Annotated in this window: 16 protein-coding genes; 15 read left to right on the top strand and 1 reads right to left on the bottom strand. The window is 49.4% G+C overall.

Annotated features, from left to right (window positions below; all coding sequences use genetic code 11):
• The 6 genes from CIL02_RS06455 to ftsZ all read left to right on the top strand — a co-directional run bounded on the left by CIL02_RS06455 (window position 1) and on the right by ftsZ (window position 7,476).
• On the top strand, window positions 1-1,275 hold the full coding sequence (locus CIL02_RS06455) for an FtsW/RodA/SpoVE family cell cycle protein (protein WP_094400095.1): 1,275 nt from the start codon (window positions 1-3) through the stop codon (window positions 1,273-1,275).
• Between the two features lie 67 nt (window positions 1,276-1,342).
• Window positions 1,343-2,455: an undecaprenyldiphospho-muramoylpentapeptide beta-N-acetylglucosaminyltransferase gene (murG, locus tag CIL02_RS06450; protein WP_094400093.1), complete on the top strand. Its 1,113-nt coding sequence runs from the start codon at window positions 1,343-1,345 to the stop codon at window positions 2,453-2,455.
• 9 nt (window positions 2,456-2,464) lie between these two features.
• On the top strand, window positions 2,465-3,844 hold the full coding sequence (murC, locus tag CIL02_RS06445) for a UDP-N-acetylmuramate--L-alanine ligase (protein WP_094400091.1): 1,380 nt from the start codon (window positions 2,465-2,467) through the stop codon (window positions 3,842-3,844).
• Window positions 3,841-4,653, top strand: a complete 813-nt coding sequence (locus CIL02_RS06440) for a cell division protein FtsQ (RefSeq protein WP_094400089.1) — start codon at window positions 3,841-3,843, stop codon at window positions 4,651-4,653. Before murC ends, CIL02_RS06440 begins: the two co-directional genes overlap by 4 nt.
• A gap of 3 nt (window positions 4,654-4,656) precedes the next feature.
• Entirely contained in the window at window positions 4,657-6,096 is a 1,440-nt protein-coding gene (ftsA, locus tag CIL02_RS06435; RefSeq protein WP_094400087.1) for a cell division protein FtsA, read from the top strand.
• A 60-nt stretch (window positions 6,097-6,156) separates the two neighbouring features.
• Entirely contained in the window at window positions 6,157-7,476 is a 1,320-nt protein-coding gene (gene ftsZ / locus CIL02_RS06430; protein WP_094400085.1) for a cell division protein FtsZ, read from the top strand.
• Between the two features lie 45 nt (window positions 7,477-7,521).
• Here the strand turns inward: ftsZ and recO are convergent, their stop codons facing one another.
• Complete coding sequence (gene recO, locus CIL02_RS06425) at window positions 7,522-8,247, bottom strand: DNA repair protein RecO (RefSeq protein ID WP_094400083.1); 726 nt, start codon at window positions 8,245-8,247, stop codon at window positions 7,522-7,524.
• 204 nt (window positions 8,248-8,451) lie between these two features.
• Between recO and rpsT the strand changes: the two genes are divergently transcribed.
• The 9 genes from rpsT to CIL02_RS06380 all read left to right on the top strand — a co-directional run.
• Window positions 8,452-8,706, top strand: a complete 255-nt coding sequence (gene rpsT / locus CIL02_RS06420; protein ID WP_094400081.1) for a 30S ribosomal protein S20 — start codon at window positions 8,452-8,454, stop codon at window positions 8,704-8,706.
• Window positions 8,707-8,859: 153 nt separating this feature from the next.
• On the top strand, window positions 8,860-10,830 hold the full coding sequence (gyrB, locus tag CIL02_RS06415) for a DNA topoisomerase (ATP-hydrolyzing) subunit B (protein WP_094400079.1): 1,971 nt from the start codon (window positions 8,860-8,862) through the stop codon (window positions 10,828-10,830).
• Window positions 10,831-10,950: 120 nt separating this feature from the next.
• Window positions 10,951-11,922, top strand: a complete 972-nt coding sequence (locus CIL02_RS06410) for an alpha-L-rhamnosidase N-terminal domain-containing protein (protein WP_170935032.1) — start codon at window positions 10,951-10,953, stop codon at window positions 11,920-11,922.
• A 379-nt stretch (window positions 11,923-12,301) separates the two neighbouring features.
• Complete coding sequence (locus tag CIL02_RS06405) at window positions 12,302-13,810, top strand: GH3 auxin-responsive promoter family protein (RefSeq protein WP_094400075.1); 1,509 nt, start codon at window positions 12,302-12,304, stop codon at window positions 13,808-13,810.
• A 6-nt stretch (window positions 13,811-13,816) separates the two neighbouring features.
• Window positions 13,817-15,772, top strand: coding sequence for an Ig-like domain-containing protein (locus tag CIL02_RS06400; RefSeq protein ID WP_240513556.1), 1,956 nt, complete (start codon window positions 13,817-13,819; stop codon window positions 15,770-15,772).
• Between the two features lies 1 nt (window position 15,773).
• Window positions 15,774-16,565 carry a DUF3108 domain-containing protein gene (locus CIL02_RS06395; protein WP_094400149.1) on the top strand — a complete coding sequence of 264 codons (792 nt, stop codon included), beginning with the start codon at window positions 15,774-15,776 and terminating at the stop codon, window positions 16,563-16,565.
• A 112-nt stretch (window positions 16,566-16,677) separates the two neighbouring features.
• Window positions 16,678-17,772 (top strand): GDP-mannose 4,6-dehydratase, encoded by a 1,095-nt coding sequence (gene gmd / locus CIL02_RS06390; protein ID WP_094400073.1) that lies wholly within the window; start codon window positions 16,678-16,680, stop codon window positions 17,770-17,772.
• 476 nt (window positions 17,773-18,248) lie between these two features.
• A complete protein-coding gene (locus CIL02_RS06385; RefSeq protein WP_094400071.1) occupies window positions 18,249-19,868 on the top strand; it encodes an ATP-binding protein in 1,620 nt (539 codons plus the stop codon).
• 21 nt (window positions 19,869-19,889) lie between these two features.
• Window positions 19,890-20,802: tetratricopeptide repeat protein (locus CIL02_RS06380; protein WP_371589085.1), on the top strand; the 913-nt coding region annotated here is incomplete at its 3' end.

Raw genomic sequence — 20,802 nt, 5'->3', positions numbered from 1 at the left:
ATGAACAACAAGACGCTAAACAACATTTTCAAAGGCGATAAGGTCATCTGGATGGTGTTCTTCTTCCTTTGTGTCATCAGCGTAGTCGAGGTGTTCTCGGCATCGTCTGAGCTGACTTACAAGGGAGGCAACTACATGGCGCCTATACTCAAGCACATGGCACTGTTGCTTATTGGCATAGTGTGCATGGTGGTCACGCTGAACATAAAGTGCAAGTACTTCAAGATAGTCACTCCGTTCATGATTATCATCTCGCTCATCACCCTTCTTTGGGTGTTTGTGGCAGGTCAGTCCACGAATGGTGCGCAGAGATGGATTGCGCTGCTGGGTTTCCAATTCCAGCCATCGGAGATAGCCAAGGGCACCGTGATACTTGCCACGGCACAGATACTCAGTGCCATGCAGACCGACAAGGGCGCCGACAAGCATGCCATGGGCTACATCATAGTAGTGTGGCTCATGTTAGTTCCACTCATCATGGTCGAAAACTTGTCTACGGCCGCATTGCTGTCGCTCGTTGTGCTGATTATGATGGTCGTGGGACGGGTACCAGGGAAACAGCTCGGAAAACTGCTGGGACTGCTCACGTTGGCAGGCATCTTCGTCATCTCTGTAGTGTGGTTTACGGGTAAGGATGAGACGCAGAACCCTAATAATCTTACAGAGCAGGTAGACAATAAGCAGGACGGCAGCAAAAGAAGCGGGGGCATACTGCATCGTATGGACACGTGGAAAGCGAGAATCAACAAGTTCGTGAACCATAAGGAGCTGGCACCAAACGAGGTAGACCTTGACAAGGATGCTCAGGTGGCACATGCCAATATCGCCATCGCAACAGCCAACTATGTGGGCAAGGGACCGGGCAACTCTGTAGAACGCGACTTCCTCTCGCAGGCTTTCTCCGACTTCATATATGCAATAATAATTGAGGAGATGGGGATAGAAGGAGCACTATTCGTCGCTCTACTATATATAATACTGCTATTCCGCACAGGACGAATTGCAAGCCGTTGCGAGAACAATTTCCCAGCTTTCCTCGCCATGGGTCTTGCCTTGCTGCTGGTGACACAGGCACTTTTCAACATGTGCGTGGCCGTGGGACTCGCTCCTGTTACCGGACAGCCACTGCCACTGGTGAGCCGCGGCGGTACATCCACCATCATCAACTGCGTGTACATAGGAGTAATTCTAAGCATCAGCAGGTCGGCAAAGAAGAAAGAACAGCTACTGACACAACCGGAAGACACAGAACCAGCAATGGCTTTTGCTAAATAAATGGCTGAAAAATAGCGTGGAATGAAAAAAATGATTACTTTTGCAAAAAACATAACAGCATAATAACATGGACAGTAATTTAAGAATTATCATCAGCGGAGGTGGTACAGGCGGTCACATTTTCCCAGCCATCTCCATCGCAAACGCCATAAAGGCGAAATGTCCTGAAGCGCAGATACTATTTGTCGGCGCCCTTGGCCGCATGGAGATGCAGAGAGTGCCAGCGGCAGGCTACGAAATAAAAGGGCTTCCGATATGCGGCTTCGACAGGAAACATCCTCTTAAGAACATTGCTGTACTCTACAAGATATGGAAGAGCCAACGCATGGCCAAGAAGATAATTGCCGACTTCAAGCCTATGGCAGCTGTGGGTGTGGGAGGATATGCCAGCGGACCTACGCTAAACAAATGTGCCGAAATGGGTATCCCATGCCTTATACAAGAGCAGAACTCATACGCTGGCGTTACCAATAAGCTGCTGGCAAAGAAAGCCAGCAAGATTTGCGTAGCATACGATGGAATGGAACGCTTCTTCCCGAAAGAGAAAATCATCATGACGGGAAATCCTGTAAGGCAGAATGTGCTGGAATATAGTCACACACCTGCCGAGGCCCGCAAGGCATTCGGACTGGATCCTGACAAGAAGACCATTCTGGTTGTCGGAGGCAGCCTCGGAGCAAGAACCATCAACGAGAGCATACTACAGCACCTCGACGAAGTGGAGCAGAGTGGCGTTCAGGTGATATGGCAGACAGGGAAATACTACAACGCTTCCATAATGGAAGCTCTGGCCCAGCACAAGGAGCTGCCCATGCTCAAGGTGACAGACTTCATCAGCGATATGGGAGCTGCCTACGCAGCTGCCGACTTGGTGATAAGCCGTGCGGGTGCCAGCTCCATCAGCGAGTTCTGTCTTATCGGCAAACCTGTAATCCTCGTGCCAAGCCCTAATGTCGCAGAAGACCACCAGACAAAGAACGCACTGGCTCTTGTCAACAAGGATGCCGCCGTATACGTCAAGGATGCCGACGCAGCCGGCACTCTTCTAAAGACAGCACTTGACATAGTGAACAACGATACAAAACTACAGTCGCTAAGAGAAAATATACTGAAGCTCGGACTGAAGAACTCCGCAAACACTATCGCCGATGAGGTGATACGACTCGCAAAAGGAAAATAAAAGGCTACAATGGAAATAAAAGATATCAAAGCAGTATACTTCATTGGTGCAGGCGGCATCGGCATGAGTGCCCTTGCACGCTATTTCATACACAAAGGAATGGTAGTGGCTGGATATGACAAGACTCCGACAAAACTGACTAAGCAGCTTGAGAAGGAGGGCATGCTCATTCACTACGAGGAGAACGTGGACGAAATTCCCCACGCATGCAAGAACCAAAAATCGTGTCTCGTCATATATACTCCCGCCATACCAGAGGCACATAAGGAACTGCAGTTCTTCCGCAACGGCAATTTCGTTATAGAGAAAAGGGCACAGGTGCTGGGCACCCTTACACGCACTCACAAGGGACTGTGCGTGGCCGGTACACACGGCAAGACAACAACATCGACGATGTGCGCACATATAATGCACCAGAGCAGCATCGACTGCAACGCTTTCCTCGGGGGCATCTCCAAGAACTACGGTACTAACTACATCCTGTCTGACAACAGTGACTATGTAGTTATTGAGGCCGATGAGTTTGACCGCTCATTCCATTGGCTCAGACCATGGATGAGCGTCATCACAGCTACCGATCCCGACCATCTCGATATATATGGTACCAAGGAGGCCTACCTTGAAAGTTTCCGTCACTATACGGAACTCATACAAGAAGGTGGAGCACTTATCATACATACCGGACTGGAGATGAAGGCCAACGTTAGCCCAGGCGTAAAGGTATACGAATACAGCCTCGACAAGGGCGATTTCCATGCCAGCAACATCAAGATTGACAATGGCACCATAACCTTCGACTTCGTATCGCCAATAGAGAATGTAGAGAATGTAGAGCTTGGCAACCCCGTGCCAATCAACATCGAGAACGCCATCGCTGCCATGGCCATGGCACAGCTCAATGGCTGCACGGCCCAGGAGCTACGCTACGGAATGGCTACATACAAGGGTGTGGAGCGACGCTTCGACTTCTACATCAAGAACGACCGCCACGTGCTGCTCTCCGACTACGCACACCATCCCAACGAGATATACCATAGCGCAAGGAGCATCAGGCAGCTGTATCAGAACCGTAAGATAACGGCTATTTTCCAGCCTCACCTCTACACTCGCACACGCGACTTCTATAAGGAATTTGCTGATGCCCTGAGCCAGCTCGACGAGGTCATACTATGCGACATATACCCTGCACGCGAGGAACCTATTCCTGGCGTCACAAGCAAGCTCATCTATGACAACCTCAAGGAGGGAGTGGAGAAAAGCCTCATCAGCAAGGACGAGGTCATAGGACTCGTCAAGGAACGTGACTTCGACGTGCTGATAGTATTAGGAGCGGGCGATCTGGACAACCAGGTTCCACAGATAGCAAATATTATTGAAGCCAAACAATGAGACTGAACTGGAAGAAAACAGGACTCATAGCCCTCGACGTAATTCTGGGCGCATACATCATTCTTGCCTTCACCGCGTTTAACAAACCCGATGAAACAAGTAACCTGTGTGTCAAGGTTGACATCAATATTCAGGATGTAAACACCAATGGCTTTATTGATGCAAAGGAGATCAAAGGAAGGTTGCAGAAGGCACATATATACCCGCTCTCAAGACAGATGGCCAACATCAATACCAGAGAAATCGAGGAAACACTTAAAATGTCACCATTTGTAAAGACGGCCGAATGCTACAAGACTCAGGACGGATGTGTGTGCATAAACCTTACACAGCGAATGCCGATAGTGAGAATAAAGGCGGCCAACGGGGATGACTATTATGTCGACGACAAGAACAGCATAATGCCGAACTCGCACTACACCTCCGACCTTATCATAGCTACAGGCTCGATAAGCAAAGGATACGCGCAGGCTTACATCTCATCATTAGCCAATACCCTGATGACCGACAATATGTGGAAAAACCTCATCGTCCAGATAAACGTTCTGCCCGACCTGGGCATAGAGCTGGTGCCACGGGTTGGCAACCACATAGTATATATAGGACAGTTGCCCACGGCTAAAGACAAGAATGAAAGAAGCAAGCTCATCAATGACTACATTGAGAAAAAGCTTACAAGGCTGGAGAAGTTCTACAAGTACGGACTCTCACAGGCCGGATGGAACAAGTACTCATATGTCAATCTGGAGTTTGACAACCAGATAATCTGTAAGAAAAGAAAAGAAACCATAAAAGAAAACGAAATATAGCGTATGGCTGATTTTATAGTAGCAATTGAACTGGGGTCATCGAAGATGACAGGTATCGCAGGAAGAAAGAACCTTGACGGCAGCATCAACGTCCTCGCTGTTGTCAAAGAGGACTCCACCGACTGCATCAGGAAAGGCATTGTGTACAATATCGACAAGACAGCACAGGCCTTGATGACTATTGTCAAGAAGTTGGAAAACAATCTGAAGACGAAGATTACACATGTTTATGTTGGCGTAGGAGGACAGTCCATACGCAGCGTCAAGAGTGTTAATGTCAAGAACCTGCCCGTGGAAACAACGGTGTCGCAGGATATGATTAACGAACTGATGGACGCAAACCGCAACATGTCATATCCCGAGCAGGAAATTCTCGACGCGGCAACACAAGAATACAAGGTAGACTCTCAATACCAGATTGACCCCGTGGGCATACAATGCACGCGACTGGAGGGAAACTTCCTCAACATCCTGTGGAGGAAAACTTTCTATCGCAACCTCAACAAGTGCTTCGACAACGCCGGCATCGCCATTGCTGAGATGTACCTCGCTCCGCTCGCACTCGCCGAAAGCGTGCTGACAACGGCCGAGAAACGTTCGGGATGTATGCTCGTAGACCTTGGTGCCGACACAACGACAGTATCCGTATACTCAAAGAACATTCTGCGTCATCTGGCTGTCATTCCACTTGGAAGCAACAATATCACCAAGGATATCGCGTCGCTGCAGATGGAGGACAAGGATGCAGAGAATATGAAAATAAAGTATGGTTGCGCATATACAGACAACGACGACATTGACAATACCAAGAAATATCCCATTGACAACGACAGGAGCGTTGACAGCAGGAAGTTCATTGAAATTGTTGAGGCGCGTATGCTGGAAATCATCGAGAACGCATGGTATCAGATACCTAACGAATATGTCGACAAGCTGCTCGGAGGTATAGTGCTCACTGGTGGAGGTGCCAACATGAAGAACATCGAGCAGGCATTCCGAAACACCACACACATCGACAAGATTAGGGTGGCAAAGTTTGTAACTCAGACCATCAACTCCAACAATCCCGCCATCACAGCCCACGACGGTACGCTGAACACTATTCTCGGACTTCTTGCAAAGGGTGACATGAACTGTGCGGGCGACGAGATATCAAACGACCTCTTTGGCATAGCACCAGAGGTGAAGCCTGCTAATGGTCAGCAGACCGGCGAACATAAGCCACAGAGGACTTCTGGCTCAGGAGTGGTGATTACCGAAGCTGAGAAGCAAAAGGCTGAGGAGGAGGCAAGAAAGAAACGCGAGGCTGAGGAGGAACTTGAAAGGCAAAGACTCGAAGAGGAGGCCGAGGCCGAGAGAAGGCGCCGCGACAACTCGCTTTTTAACAGGTCGTGGAAAGGCATAAAGAGCTTCCTAAAGAAAATGACGGAAGAGGAGGAATAAGGAGCTTCCTAATACATATTAATATAAAGGTGGGTTCTATAACCATAAAACGAAACAAATATGGCAGACAATAAGAAACCGTCCATTCTCGACTTCGGAGAGGAAGAGAAGGGCAACAGCATAATAAAAGTAATAGGCGTTGGCGGAGGTGGAGGCAACGCTGTCAATCACATGTATCGCGACGGCATACACGACGTCACTTTCGTACTCTGCAACACAGACAACCAGGCACTCAACGACTCGCCAGTTCCTGTGCATCTGCAACTGGGAAAGGAAGGACTCGGCGCTGGCAACAAGCCTGAACGTGCACGTCAGGCTGCCGAGGAGACACTCGATGACATTAAAAACATGCTCAGCGATGGAACCAAGATGGCGTTCATCACTGCCGGCATGGGTGGTGGCACAGGTACTGGTGCCGCTCCTGTAATAGCAAGAGTAAGCAAGGAACTCGGCATCCTCACTGTGGGTATAGTCACTATTCCCTTCCGCTTCGAGGGTCCTAAGAAGATTGACCAGGCTCTCGACGGTGTCGAGGAAATGGCAAAGCACGTCGATGCGTTGCTCGTAATCAACAACGAGAGACTCCGGGAAATATATCCTGACCTGGCTGTCCTCGATGCCTTTGCCAAGGCCGATGACACTCTGAGCATCGCAGCAAAGAGCATTGCGGAGATTATCACCGTTCATGGACTAATCAATCTTGACTTCAACGATGTGAAGACCGTACTTAAGGATGGTGGCGTGGCCATTATGAGTACAGGCTACGGAAAGGGCGAGGGACGCGTGAAGAAGGCTATCGACGATGCCCTCAACTCACCGTTGCTCAACGACAACGATGTTTTCAACTCCAAGAAGATTCTGCTTTCCATAACCTTCTCAAGTACCAATACCGAAAGTCCTGGGCTCACCATGGACGAGATGAACGATGTCAATGACTTCATGGCAAAGTTCGGCGAGGACTTCGAGCTTAAATGGGGATTGGCTCTCGACCCCGACCTCGACAACACCGTGAAGGTTACCATTCTGGCAACCGGTTTCGGCATCGAGGATGTCGACGGCATGAGTGGACACGCCAAAAAGCGCACACAGGAGGAAGACAAGAGACGTAGGGAGGAAGAGGACAAGGCTGCCGAGAAGCAAGACCGCCGCAACCGGTACTACAAGGACGGCAACAAGACGCAGTACAAGAGGCACCCACACATATATCTCTTCCGTCAGGAAGACCTTGACAACGAGGATGTGATACTGGCTGTCGAGAATACACCTACCTACAAGCGCACAAGGCAGATGCTTGAGGAAATACGCAATCAGGCCAACGGCATCAGTACAGCCAATGACGACAAGGGCAAGGAGATACAGGGAGTGATAAGCTTCGCCTGACCCCGTTAGCCTTCAAGTGGCAGTCCATACCGAAAACGCAGGGGCTTACGAGAATAGTGAGCGTAGAACCTCAAGCGATTTCAGCTCAGGGAAGTTGGGCACGTGTATGGCATAATATTTCAGAACAACATCCATGCACCTGTTTCTCTCTGTCCTCGACATTGAGAACAGGTGCATATTTTCGTAGTTCATTCTTGTAAGCGTCACTATAACTCTTGCTTCGTCAGGCAGCACTATATCACCATGACACGGCAGACCAGTCTCAAAACAACCGCTCCGAAGGTCAAAATAGCACCCCTCGCAATAGCCTTCCAGATTGGGGGAGAAACCGATGAACTTCGCAAGCCTCATCATGAAAACCAGATGGAAATTGGCAAAGCTATCCTCCTTTGCATCGAGCCATTCCAGACTGTTTACAATGTAGCTGAAAAGCGCATGGTTCTGTTGTTCGTCCCTGGTGACATGATAGAGGAACTCCGATAGAAACATCACTATGCATGTTTTAACGGGATTCATTGTCAAGGAGGTGTATGGCAGCAGATTGCTGACATTACGATATTTTTGCAGCTGCATGGTCTGCCTGTAGTCTATTTCTATGTCAAGTAGCGTGAGCGGCTGGAAAAAGGCTCTTGCAGCCCTTCCCCTTGACGATTGCGGAATATTGGCTACAATGCCAACCCTTCCTATTTCCTCTGTAAGCAAATCCGCTATTAATTTAGATTCGCCATATTTAACAGTTCTAAGAACCAGTGCTCTTGTTTTAGTCAACATAATGATGCAAAAGTACAAAAAATCAAATGCTTATAGAAAAAAAACTATAGAAAATTTGGCGCATTCGGAAAAATGCATTAACTTTGCACCCGCTAAATAAGGTATGGTCCCTTCGTCTATCGGTTAGGACGAGAGATTTTCATTCTCTAAAGAGCAGTTCGATTCTGCTAGGGACTACAAAGAATAAAAAGAAAATACATAAAGATGGCAAACCACAAATCATCAGTTAAGAGAATTCGTCAGACAAAGACCAAGACTCTGCATAACAAGTATTATGCAAAGACAATGCGTAATGCAGTACGCAAACTGCGTGCAATGACAGACAAGGAAGAGGCTGTAAAGCTCTATCCTTCTGTACAGAAGATGCTCGACAAATTGGCAAAGACCAATATCATCCACAAGAACAAGGCTGCAAACCTTAAGTCAAGCCTCGCTCTTCACATTAACAGCTTGGGATAACAACAAGCCACAAGCTGATAAGTGGAAAGAAATAAAGGCCACGATCCGAAAGGTTCGTGGCCTATTGTATTTTAGCAAAAAACAATCTCGGTATTTTTTCCATATTCCATTTTTTTTTGTTATCTTTGCACATTACTAAGCGAATAACCAAAAATGACAACAAATCAGAACACTGAGAATAATTATTCAGCCAGTAACATCCAGGTGCTTGAAGGCCTTGAGGCCGTGCGCAAGCGCCCGGCTATGTATATTGGCGATATCAGCGAGAAAGGTCTTCACCATCTAGTAAACGAGACTGTGGACAACTCCATCGACGAGGCTATGGCCGGCTATTGCACGGACATAGAGGTTACCATCAATGAGGATGAGTCCATAACCGTGCAGGACAATGGACGAGGTATACCTGTTGACGAACACGAGAAGCTGCACAAGAGTGCCCTTGAGGTTGTTATGACGGTTCTGCATGCAGGAGGTAAGTTTGACAAGGGCTCATACAAGGTCAGCGGTGGTCTGCATGGTGTCGGTGTAAGCTGCGTTAACGCACTGTCCACACACATGATGTCGCAGGTGTTCCGTGATGGAAAGATTTACCAGCAGGAATACGAGAAAGGAAAGCCGCTATATCCCGTAAAGGTTGTCGGAGAAACCACTCTACGTGGTACACGGCAGCAGTTCTGGCCAGACCCGACGGTGTTCACGACAACACACTACCAGTGGGACATCATCGCACGCCGCATGCGTGAGCTGGCATACCTGAACGCTGGAATACGCATAACACTTACCGACCTCCGTCCCGACGAAGACGGAAAGACCAAGCAGGAAGTGTTCCACGCCAAGGACGGACTAAAAGAATTCGTACGCTACGTAGACCGTCACCGCCAGCATCTCTTCGATGATGTAATCTATCTGAAGACAGAGAAGAACAACATACCTATCGAGATTGCGATAATGTACAACACCGACTACTCGGAAAACATTCACTCGTACGTAAACAACATCAACACCATCGAGGGTGGTACCCATCTGACAGGTTTCCGCATGGCTCTCACCCGTACGCTCAAAGCCTACGCTGAGGCTGATGCCGCCATTTCCAAGCAGATTGAGAAGGCTAAGGTAGATATTGCCCCCGAGGATTTCCGTGAGGGTCTTACCGCAGTAATCTCCATAAAGGTTGCCGAACCACAGTTCGAGGGACAGACCAAGACCAAGCTCGGCAACAGCGAGGTGCAGGGAGCCGTACAGCAGGCTGTCAACGAGGCACTGGCATACTATCTTGAGGAACATCCCACTGAGGCCAAGCAGATATGCGAGAAGGTGGTTCTCGCCGCAACGGCACGTATCGCCGCACGTAAGGCTCGCGAGAGCGTGCAGCGCAAGAGCGTGATGACAGGAGGAGGACTGCCGGGAAAACTTGCCGACTGTTCCAACAAGGATCCGAAGGCATGCGAGATATTCCTTGTCGAGGGTGACTCGGCAGGTGGCTCTGCCAAGCAGGGACGAGACCGCTATACACAGGCCATTCTTCCTCTGCGAGGCAAGATTCTGAATGTCGAGAAGGTGCAGTGGCACAAGGTGTTCGAGGCAGAGTCGGTGATGAACATCATCCAGTCCATAGGCGTACGCTTCGGTGTCGACGGCGAGGACTCCAAGGAGGCAAATACTGACAAGCTGCGCTACGACAAGATTATCATCATGACCGATGCCGACGTCGATGGCTCTCACATCGACACACTTATCATGACGCTTTTCTACCGCTTCATGCCGAAGGTTATCCAGGAAGGCCATCTCTACATAGCCACTCCCCCACTCTACAAGTGTACCTATAAGAAGTTCAGCGAGTACTGCTATACAGAGCAGCAGCGTCAAGCTTTCATCGACAAGTACGTAGACGGACGCGATGACGACAAGGCACTGCACACCCAGCGCTACAAAGGTCTTGGAGAGATGAACCCTGAGCAGTTGTGGGAAACGACCATGGACCCCAAGAGCCGATTGCTCAAGCAGGTTACGATAGAGAATGCTGCCGAGGCCGACGAGATATTCTCCATGCTCATGGGCGACGATGTGGAGCCGAGACGCGAGTTCATAGAGAAGAACGCCACCTACGCCAATATTGACGCTTGATACACATATTTATATTGTGGGAGCCTTGCAATTAAACAGCGCATGGCTCCCTCATCTTTTTTAACTCCCATCATATATCCACCCTCTCACATCTACCACATCTATCCCCACCATATACCGATGACTTATAGACATAAGGTTGCTCCAATGGCCATCTTGTTGCCATTGCTGTTCCTCCTTTCTCTCACTGCATATGCTGACGGCTTTGCCTTCATACCCAACTGGGGCACTGACGGGCTGTGGCTGTCTGCACCTAGTCCAGACTCCACGTCACAGGTATGGTTCCGCAGGCAGTATCATTTTAGCCAACGGCCGGCCAATGCCCATGTCATCATCGCCACAACGGGGTATGCCGAGCTGTACGTAAACGGACGCAATGCCAGCAGACATGTCCTAACACCATACCGCAGCAATGACGATGGCCAGCCTATATCGGCAACCTACGATGTAACAAGGCTCATCAATAGCGACACCGTAACGCTCGCTATATGGTACTGCCCTACAGCCCACTCTGTAGACAGACAACAGATAGCAGTAGCGTTCAGCGGACACATGCCTGATGGCACAGCTTTCTCTTTCCCATCAGACAACACCTGGCTATGCAGGCTGGCACCAGCATCACTCAACGGCCACGGTGGCGAGACTATCGATGGACGGCAGAACCGCACGACATGGAAATATCATAACGGATGGTCGCCAGCCCTATGGACAGCATGTTGTGCCACAGCACCCAACATTTCCTCAACACCATGGCGGCAACAGTGCGCTGCTTATACCGTAAACAAAATTTCTTCATACAACTATTTCGACCTACAAGGCGACACCATTGTCTACGACTTCGACAAGGGATTTGTTGGATGGGTGCGGGTAACATTTCGTGATGCCGTGCGTGGAACCCATGTGTGGATAGGCAACGACGAGTACATCTGCAATGGAACAACCGATGAGCAGGCATGCGCAAAGTTCACTTTGACGAGCAACAGAAAGGTTATGGTTCATGGCGACAGAAGGTTCCGACCCGAGCATATCGTCAATATTGAGGCAATAAATATTTCCATAAAGCAGCTTGGTGGCTGGCAACCATTTTATTAAGCTATTTTATATTGTAATCTTTTTTACAACCATGGGGTAATCATACCAATATAAAACACATAAATTGTAAACAGTAGCCCCAAATCCCCAAAAAACCTCTCACCCATTGAACTTTCATTATCCCTCCCTTTAAGCGAGAGTTGAGGAGGGGGCCTGCACAATGTTTCCCGTTAAATATGGTGAATAATTGGGCCATGTCAGTTTTTTAGATTAATTTTGCATTTTAAAATGTACGTTTCCCTGCACCACGTCCCATTATCTTATGGCATTGCGTGGGCAATAGCCTTGACGCAATAGCTTCGGCAGGGAGCACAGAACTGATGTTCAGATAATTTCAGGAGGATGTCACAACCATCACTCCACTAACAATATAGTACTAATGAGCTTAACAGACATAGTAGGAAAGCTATTTGTTCCAAGGCAGAAAGAGGTGCAGAAATACCAGCATCACGCCGAAGATATACAGAATGGTGTTTTGAGACACCTTGTGAGCCGGGGCACTGCTACCGAATACGGGCGCAACCATCTTTTCAGCACCATCAATGGTTATGAGGATTTTGCAAGGAACGTCCCCCTCAACACTTACGAGGAGCTGAAGGGAGATATAGACCGTATGCGTCACGGCGAGAGCAACATCCTCTGGCCAGGAAACATAAAATGGTATGCCAAGTCTTCGGGAACCACCAACGACAAGAGCAAGTTCATACCCGTCTCGCACGAGGGACTGCAGCGCATCCACTACAAGGGAGGAGCTGATGTCGTGGCACTCTACCTTCGCAATACGCCAAAGAGCAAGCTCTTCGACGGCAAGTCTCTGATTCTTGGCGGAAGCCACTCACCAAACTACAACCTTGCAGGCTCTCTTGTCGGAGACCTGAGTGCCATTCTCATTGAGAACATCAACCCGTTTGCCAACCTCGTGCGTGTGCCGGCAAAGAAAACAGCCTTGCTCAGCGACTTCGAGGTGAAACGCGACCGCATAGCACAGGAGACGCTCGGCAAGAACATCACCAACATCTCCGGAGTGCCTTCGTGGATGCTCAGCGTGCTGGTACGAATCATGGAACTCTCGGGCAAGGAACATCTTGAGGAGGTATGGCCAAACCTGGAGGTGTTCTTCCATGGCGGCATAGCCTTTACACCATACCGCAAGCAGTATGAGAAGCTCATAACGAAGAGTGACATGCACTACATGGAGACATACAATGCCAGCGAGGGATTTTTCGGCATTCAGGACGACCCGTCTGACAGCTCTATGCTCCTGATGATTGATTACGACGTGTTCTACGAGTTCATACCTATGGAGGAATTCGGCAAGGACAACGCCACGGTGGTGCCGCTGAGCGGCATTGAGCTTGGACGCAACTATGCCATGGTCATCACCACCTCCTGTGGCCTGTGGAGATATGTCATAGGCGACACTGTTTCATTCACAAGCCGCGACCCATACAAGTTCGTCATAACCGGACGTACCAAATACTTCATCAACGCTTTCGGCGAGGAGCTCGTCATGGACAACGCCGAGAAAGGACTGGCCTACGCCTGCGAGCAGACAGGGGCAGAGGTGCTGGAGTATACAGCGGCACCAGTATACATGGACGAGAATGCCAAGTGCAGACACCAGTGGCTCATAGAATTCTCACACGAGCCTGCAGACCTTGATGTATTTGCCACCCTGCTCGACCGAAAGCTACAGGAATTAAACAGCGACTACGAGGCCAAGCGGTTCCACAACGTTACACTGCAGCACCTGGAGGTGGTGAAGGCAAGGCCGGGAGTGTTCAACGACTGGCTGAAGTCAAAGGGTAAGCTCGGCGGACAGCACAAGGTCCCACGACTGAGCAACTCCAGAAGGAACATTGACGAAATCCTCGAAATGAACAAATAACAACACATGACAGGCAACACACACCCACTACTGAAGGCATGGACGGGACTGCTCCTCGCTTGCATTCTTGCGGCAGCATGCGCAAGGATGGGAAACCCTGATGGAGGATGGTACGACGAGACCCCACCAAGGGTCATCGGAGCATCACCTTCCGACAAGGCAGCAGGAGTGAGCAGCCGTAAAGTTCACATATATTTCGACGAATATATAAAGATTGACAACGCTACGGAGAAAGTCGTAGTATCGCCACCTCAGCTTGAGATGCCCGAGATAAAAGCGCAGGGCAAGCGCATCGCCGTGTCGCTGCTCGACTCGCTAAAGCCCAATACCACATACACTATAGACTTCTCCGACGCCATCTCCGACAACAACGAGGGCAACCCGCTGGGCAACTACACATATAGTTTCTCCACAGGCAAAGTTATTGATACTCTTGAGGTGGCGGGAACGGTGCTTGATGCCTCAAACCTCGAACCTGTCAAGGGAATACTCGTAGGACTATACGACGACCTGGCTGACAGCGCGTTCCGCACAAAGCCCATGCTGCGAGTATCGAGAACAGACAGCCAGGGACGGTTTATCATCAAAGGTGTGGCATCGGGCAAATACCGCATATATGCTCTACAGGACGCTGACGGCAACTACATGTTCAACCAGAAGTCGGAAATGATAGCATTCTCCAACGACACCATAGAGCCGTCGTTCAAGCCTGACATCAGACAGGATACCCTTTGGCGTGACAGCCTGCACATCGATGTTGTAAGTCAGGTACACTATACACATTTCCTACCCGATGACATCTGCCTGATGGCATTCAACGAAACCGTCACCGACAGGTTCTTCCTCAAGAGGGAAAGAAAGTCGCCCGAGCAGTTCACACTCTTCTACAGCCATGGCGCCGACAGCCTGCCCGAGGTACGGGGACTGAACTTCGATATCAACGACTCAACGTTCGTCATCGACGCCTCTGAGCATAACGACACCATAACATACTGGCTACGAGATACGGCTCTCGTCAACAACGACTCGCTCGAAATAGAGGTCAGACACCTCATCACCGACACCCTGGGCAACCTCGTCAGCCAGACAGATACCATCTCGCTCTTTGCTAAGGTTCCATACGCCAAAAGACTAAAGGAGAAAACGAAGGAACTGGAGAAATGGCAGAAGGAGCAGGAGAAGAAGAAACGCAAGGGACAAGACTACGACAGCATCCCACCAAGGGAGATGCTGAAATACACCGTAAAGGGAAGCGACCTGGACCCCGACAAGAATGTCATCTTCCAGATGAGCGCGCCGCTGCTAAAGGCCGATGTGTCGATGATGCACCTGTACTCCAAGCCTCCTAAGGACTCGCTGTGGTACGAAGAGCGTTTCCGTTTCGAGAAACAGTCTGCGCTGACATACATCCTCAAGGCCGAATGGAAGCCGGAATACGAATACAGCTTCGAGACTGACAGCCTCGCGTTTGAGGACATCTACGGACTGACCTCCGACAAAGGCAAACACGGATTTAAGGTGAAGCCGCTCAGCTCCTACGCCACACTGCTGTTCACAATAGAAGGCATGAAGGGAAAGAACATTGTATGCCAGCTGCTCAACGGATCTGATACTCCTGTAAAGGAAGTGGCCACCAGCAACGCCACGGCACAGTTCTTCTTCGTAACGCCTGGCACATACTACCTGCGCTTGTTTGTCGACGACAACGGCAACGGCATCTGGGACACTGGCGACTATGCCAAGGGCACGCAGCCGGAAAAGGTATACTACTACCACGAGGCAATAGAGTGCAAGGCCAAATGGGACTACACCGAGAGCTGGAACCCAACGGCAAGAGCATTCACAAACCAGAAACCGGAAAAGATTACAAAGCAGAAGGCTGACAAGAAAAAGACTGTCAAGAGCCGAAACCTGCAAAGGGCCAAGGAGCTTGGCAAGGAATACATACCAAAAGCATTATGACATGAGATTGGCAAGAACATTATTACTCACCCTGCTACTGGCATCAGCAGCCATCGTAGCATCCGCACAGTGCAGCTTCAGAAACACTGCCTTCAAGTCGGGAGAGTTTCTGACATACAACCTCTACTACAACTGGAAGTTCGTATGGGTAAAGGCAGGTACGGCCTCCATGTACATCGTTGAGAGCCGGTACAATGGCAAGAAAGCATACAGGGCAAGCCTCATCACACGTGGCAACGAGAAGGTTGACAACATGTTTGTGCTCAGAGACACACTGCTGTGCTACAACACCCTCGACCTCGCACCACTCTACTACCGCAAGGGAGCCAGGGAGGGCAAACGATATACCGTAGATGAGGTGTTCTACTCCTATCCCAACGGCAAATGCCAGGTACAGCAGCACAGGCAGCATAATAGCGGACGGCATAGCTGGCAAAAACACACTTACGACGAATGCCTGTACGACATGCTGAGCATATTCCTAAGGGCACGCTCCTTCAATCCGGCAGGATGGAAGAAAGGACACGACATAGACTTCCCCATTGCCGACGGCAACGGACGCACACCCGCAAAGCTGCGCTTCCAGGGACGAGAGACCATTAAGGCCGACAACGGACGCAAGTACAAGTGCCTGCAGCTGTCGTATATGGAACTGGAAGACGGCAAGTACAAGCGCATCGTAGACTTCTACGTCACCGACGACAACAACCACATACCAATAAGGCTCGACATGTTCCTGAAATTCGGCTCCGCCAAGGCCTTCCTCGTTGACATGAAGGGGGTAAAGGGTTAATGGGTAAAAAGGTTAAAGGATTAATGGGTTAATGGGTTAATGGGTTAAAAGGACATTACCTGCAAGCATATAAAAAAAGAGAATTAATAACCAAACTAACAAAGAAAATAACATGGAAAGAAAAGTTGCTCTAATCACAGGTATCACAGGACAGGACGGCTCATATCTTGCAGAATTTCTGCTCGACAAGGGGTACGAAGTACACGGAACCATCCGCCGATCATCAGTAGACTACCGAGAGCGAATAGCACATCTTGAGGGTACGCCCAACTTCCATCTCCACTATGCCGACCTTGGCGACTCCATGAGCATCCTTGGTGTCGTAGGAAAAGTACGTCCTACAGAAATATACAATCTCGCCGCACAGAGCCATGTACAGGTAAGCTTCGACTCTCCAGAGTTCACCGCTGACGTCGATGCTGTAGGCGTACTGCGCATACTTGAGGCCGTGCGACAGCTTGGCTTGAAAGACTGCTGCCGCATCTATCAGGCATCAACATCCGAGCTGTACGGAAAGGTTGAGGAAGTACCACAGAACGAGAACACACCATTCCATCCATACAGCCCCTACGCAGTGGCAAAGCAGTACGGCTTCTGGATAGTAAAGGAGTACCGCGAGGCATACGACATGTACTGCTGCTCAGGCATACTCTTCAACCACGAGAGCGAGCGACGCGGAGAGACTTTCGTAACACGAAAGATTACACTTGCCGCCGCACGCATCAAGCAGGGCAAACAGCAGAAACTCTATCTCGGCAACCTGTCATCACTTCGAGACTGGGGATACGCCAAAGACTACGTAGAGTGCATGTGGCTAATCCTTCAGCAGCCACAGGCAGAGGACTTCGTAATTGCCACAGGCGAGCAGCACAGTGTACGCGAGTTCTGCCTCCACGCATTCAGCCGAGTAGGCATAGAACTGGAATTCCAGGGTGAGGGCATCAACGAGAAAGGTATAGACAAAGCCACAGGCAACGTAATCATCGAGGTAAGCCCTGACTTCTATCGCCCGACAGATGTCGTAAACCTCTGGGGCGACCCGACTAAGGCAAAGGCAAAACTGGGATGGAACCCATCCAAGACCAGCTTCCAGGAACTCGTAAACATTATGGTGGACAGCGACATGGCAAAGGTTGCATCAGAGGGAGCCGCCGAGAAAGTACGTACCAACCTCGCCGAATACCTTGAGAAAGGCATCGTGAAATAAGAAAAAGAAAACCCACCCAACCATTCCTTAAAGGAAGGACTAAGGTCGAAGGTCTAAGGTCTAAAGAAGAAGGACTAAGGTCGAAGGTCTGAGGTCGAAAGAATAAAGCCTCAGGCCTTTGCCCTTTTTTCTATCCACCCTATCCCATATATCTGCCCTATTCATATATATTCATTGCCAGTAAGGTTAATAACCTTACGCCGTTAAGGTTAATAACCTTACGCCACTAAGGTTAATAACCTTTCAGCCGATGCAACCTTTTTACTTCCCTTTCTCAAATAGAATGAACTTACTTCACAAATTATATGGTTTATGAAAACATGAGGTAAGTGAATGGGATATAGAGACGCTGGGAACTAAGGGCAGGCTGTTCCACCCGGTAAAGAAAGTATTTCCACAATTCGTTTTGTCACTTCGGCAATAATGGTTATATTTGCAGAAGATTCTTCACTCATCATTTTTAACTCTTAGCTAATATGGGCAGATTCTTATATCCGGTAGATACCGACCAGTTCGCAGACATACGCAAGGACGGGAAGGTGTATGTGGACAAGACCGACATGGTGTTTGACCTTGTGGGCAAATACAGGTATGTGTTCCTTGCACGGCCTCGGAGGTTCGGCAAGTCCCTTCTGTGCAACACCTTCAAGGCTTATTTCCAGGGACAGAAGGAGCTGTTCGAGGGACTGAAGATAGCGGAGCTTGAAAAGGAGTGGAAGAGATACCCCGTTCTGCACTTCACCATGAGCGGACTGAAGAACTGTACAATTCCAGAGGCTAAAAGCGCATTAGAACTGTTCATCGGTGATTATGAGAAGATTTATGGACGCAATATGGCAGAGGAGACTCCGGGCAAACGTTTCCGTGGACTTATCCACCGTGCCTGCGAGCAGACAGGCGAGAAGGCTGTGGTGATACTCGACGAATACGACTCTGCCATAATGAGGCTGATGTATGAGCCTGAGCAGCTTGAAGCCATGCGCACCATGCTCCGTGAGTTCTATCAGGTGCTGAAGGATGAGGGAGCATACCTAAGGTTCGTCTTCATAACGGGCGTTACGAAGTTCTCACAGCTCAGCATCTTCTCGGAGCTGAACAATCTGACGCAGATATCCATGTACGATGAATACTCCGGGCTGTGTGGCATAACTCAGGAGGAACTTGACACCGTGCTGCGTCCCTGTGTCGAGGAATACGCTCGGAACTTGGAGATTACGACCGACGAGGCATACGCCCTGTTGAAGAGGAACTATGACGGATATCATTTCTCGAGAAACAGCAAGGACATCTATGCTCCGTTCAGCGTGCTCCGTGCTTTCGACGGAAAAAACACCGACCACTACTGGTTCGAGTCTGGCACGATGACTTCCCTTATAGAGCATCTGCAGCATTACCCCTTCATAGATGCCATAGAATGTGACGGTGTTGAGGTAGGCGAGGATGAGTTCAACATATCATGCGAACAGGCGCAGACACCGCTGCCACTTCTTTACCAAAGCGGCTATCTTACCATAGACAGCTACGACCCTTTGCTCCGCACATATATCCTTCACTATCCCAACCTTGAGGTGCGCAACGGCATGATAAGCGGTCTGATGCCACTGATACTGAAAAGGACGACAGCCGATGGAAACAGCCTTGTCAGGAAGATGGCGGCTTCCGTTTTCAAAGGGAGCCTCTCCGATGCCCTTATCGCCCTGCGTGCATATATCGCTAAGATACCCTACGACATCATAACCAAGGCGGAGTGGGATGAGAAGGAGAGGAAAGAGAACTTCTACAAACTGCTGCTCTACATGGCGTTCTCCATGCTTGACTCCACTGTCGACACCGAGGTGAAAAGCGTCCTTGGCCGTGCCGACGTTGTGATAAAGACACGTAACGATATCTTCGTCCTCGAGCTGAAGGTAGACGATACCGTAGACCATGCCTTGGAGCAGATTGACTCCAAGGGCTACGCCATACCCTACGAGGCAGACGGCAGGAATCTTACCAAGTGCGGCGTGAGCATATCGTCCGAGGCACGCAACATCACCCACTGGAGAGTAGTTGACGCTGACGGGAATATAACGGACGAACAAGTGTTCGGACTATAGACTTCGATTAAAGGAAACATCATGCCTCATTTCAGGAAACCTACGTTCATTGTAGTCACCGCATCAGCGGTATTATGCTTTGCCTTGCTTGCCATTGTCATGTGGAAAGGCGAAGGTACGTATGATGCCAGGCTCCAACGTATAGACAGCCTTATGGACCGCAACCCGCAGGCAGCCTACGACAGCCTGTCTCTCTTCGACTCCCTTCATCTTTACGACGATGACAAGGCTTCACGGATGCGTCTGCTTATGCTCAAGGCAAAGGCGCAGAACAAGCTCTATCTCCCCATGCCATCCGACACCATCTTCAATGAAGTCGTCTCCTATTACGACAGCCACGGCTCTGCCAACGACCGCATGCTGTCCCGCTATCTGCTGGGATGTATATACAGGGACATGAAGGAAGCACCTATGGCATTGGAATGTTTTATTGATGCCGCAGAGCAAGCCGATACAACATCCAGCGACTGTGACTTCAGAACATTATTCACCGTTTATGGGCAAATGGCTTCTATATATCAAGACCAGTATCTTCCCGATTTGGCAATGCAGGCATACGCTCGTTACAGTAAGTATGCTCTCAAGTCTGGTGATATTTATAGCTATATCAGAGGCATGGAGTTCATCGGAGGAACATGCTTTTCTTTGGGTGATACCGCAAGAGCCGTCAGTATGTTCAAGGACTGCATAAAACTCTATACCCGACACGGAATGAACAAGGCTGCGGCAAGTGCATCCCCGGTTTTGATAAAAACATACATAGCACGTGGGCAGTACGACTCTGCTCATATATATATAAAACTGTTTGAAAACAAATCAGGGTTGTTCGTTGACGAAAGGATAGTTCCTGAACGCATGCATTATTACTATACAAAAGGATTATATCAAATTGGCATTGGAAAAATTGATGCAGCGGAATACTACTTCCGGAAAC

It is taken from the genome of Prevotella sp. P3-122, assembly GCF_002251365.1.
GTDB lineage: Bacteria > Bacteroidota > Bacteroidia > Bacteroidales > Bacteroidaceae > Prevotella.
This window is presented reverse-complemented; position numbering and strand designations above follow the sequence as displayed.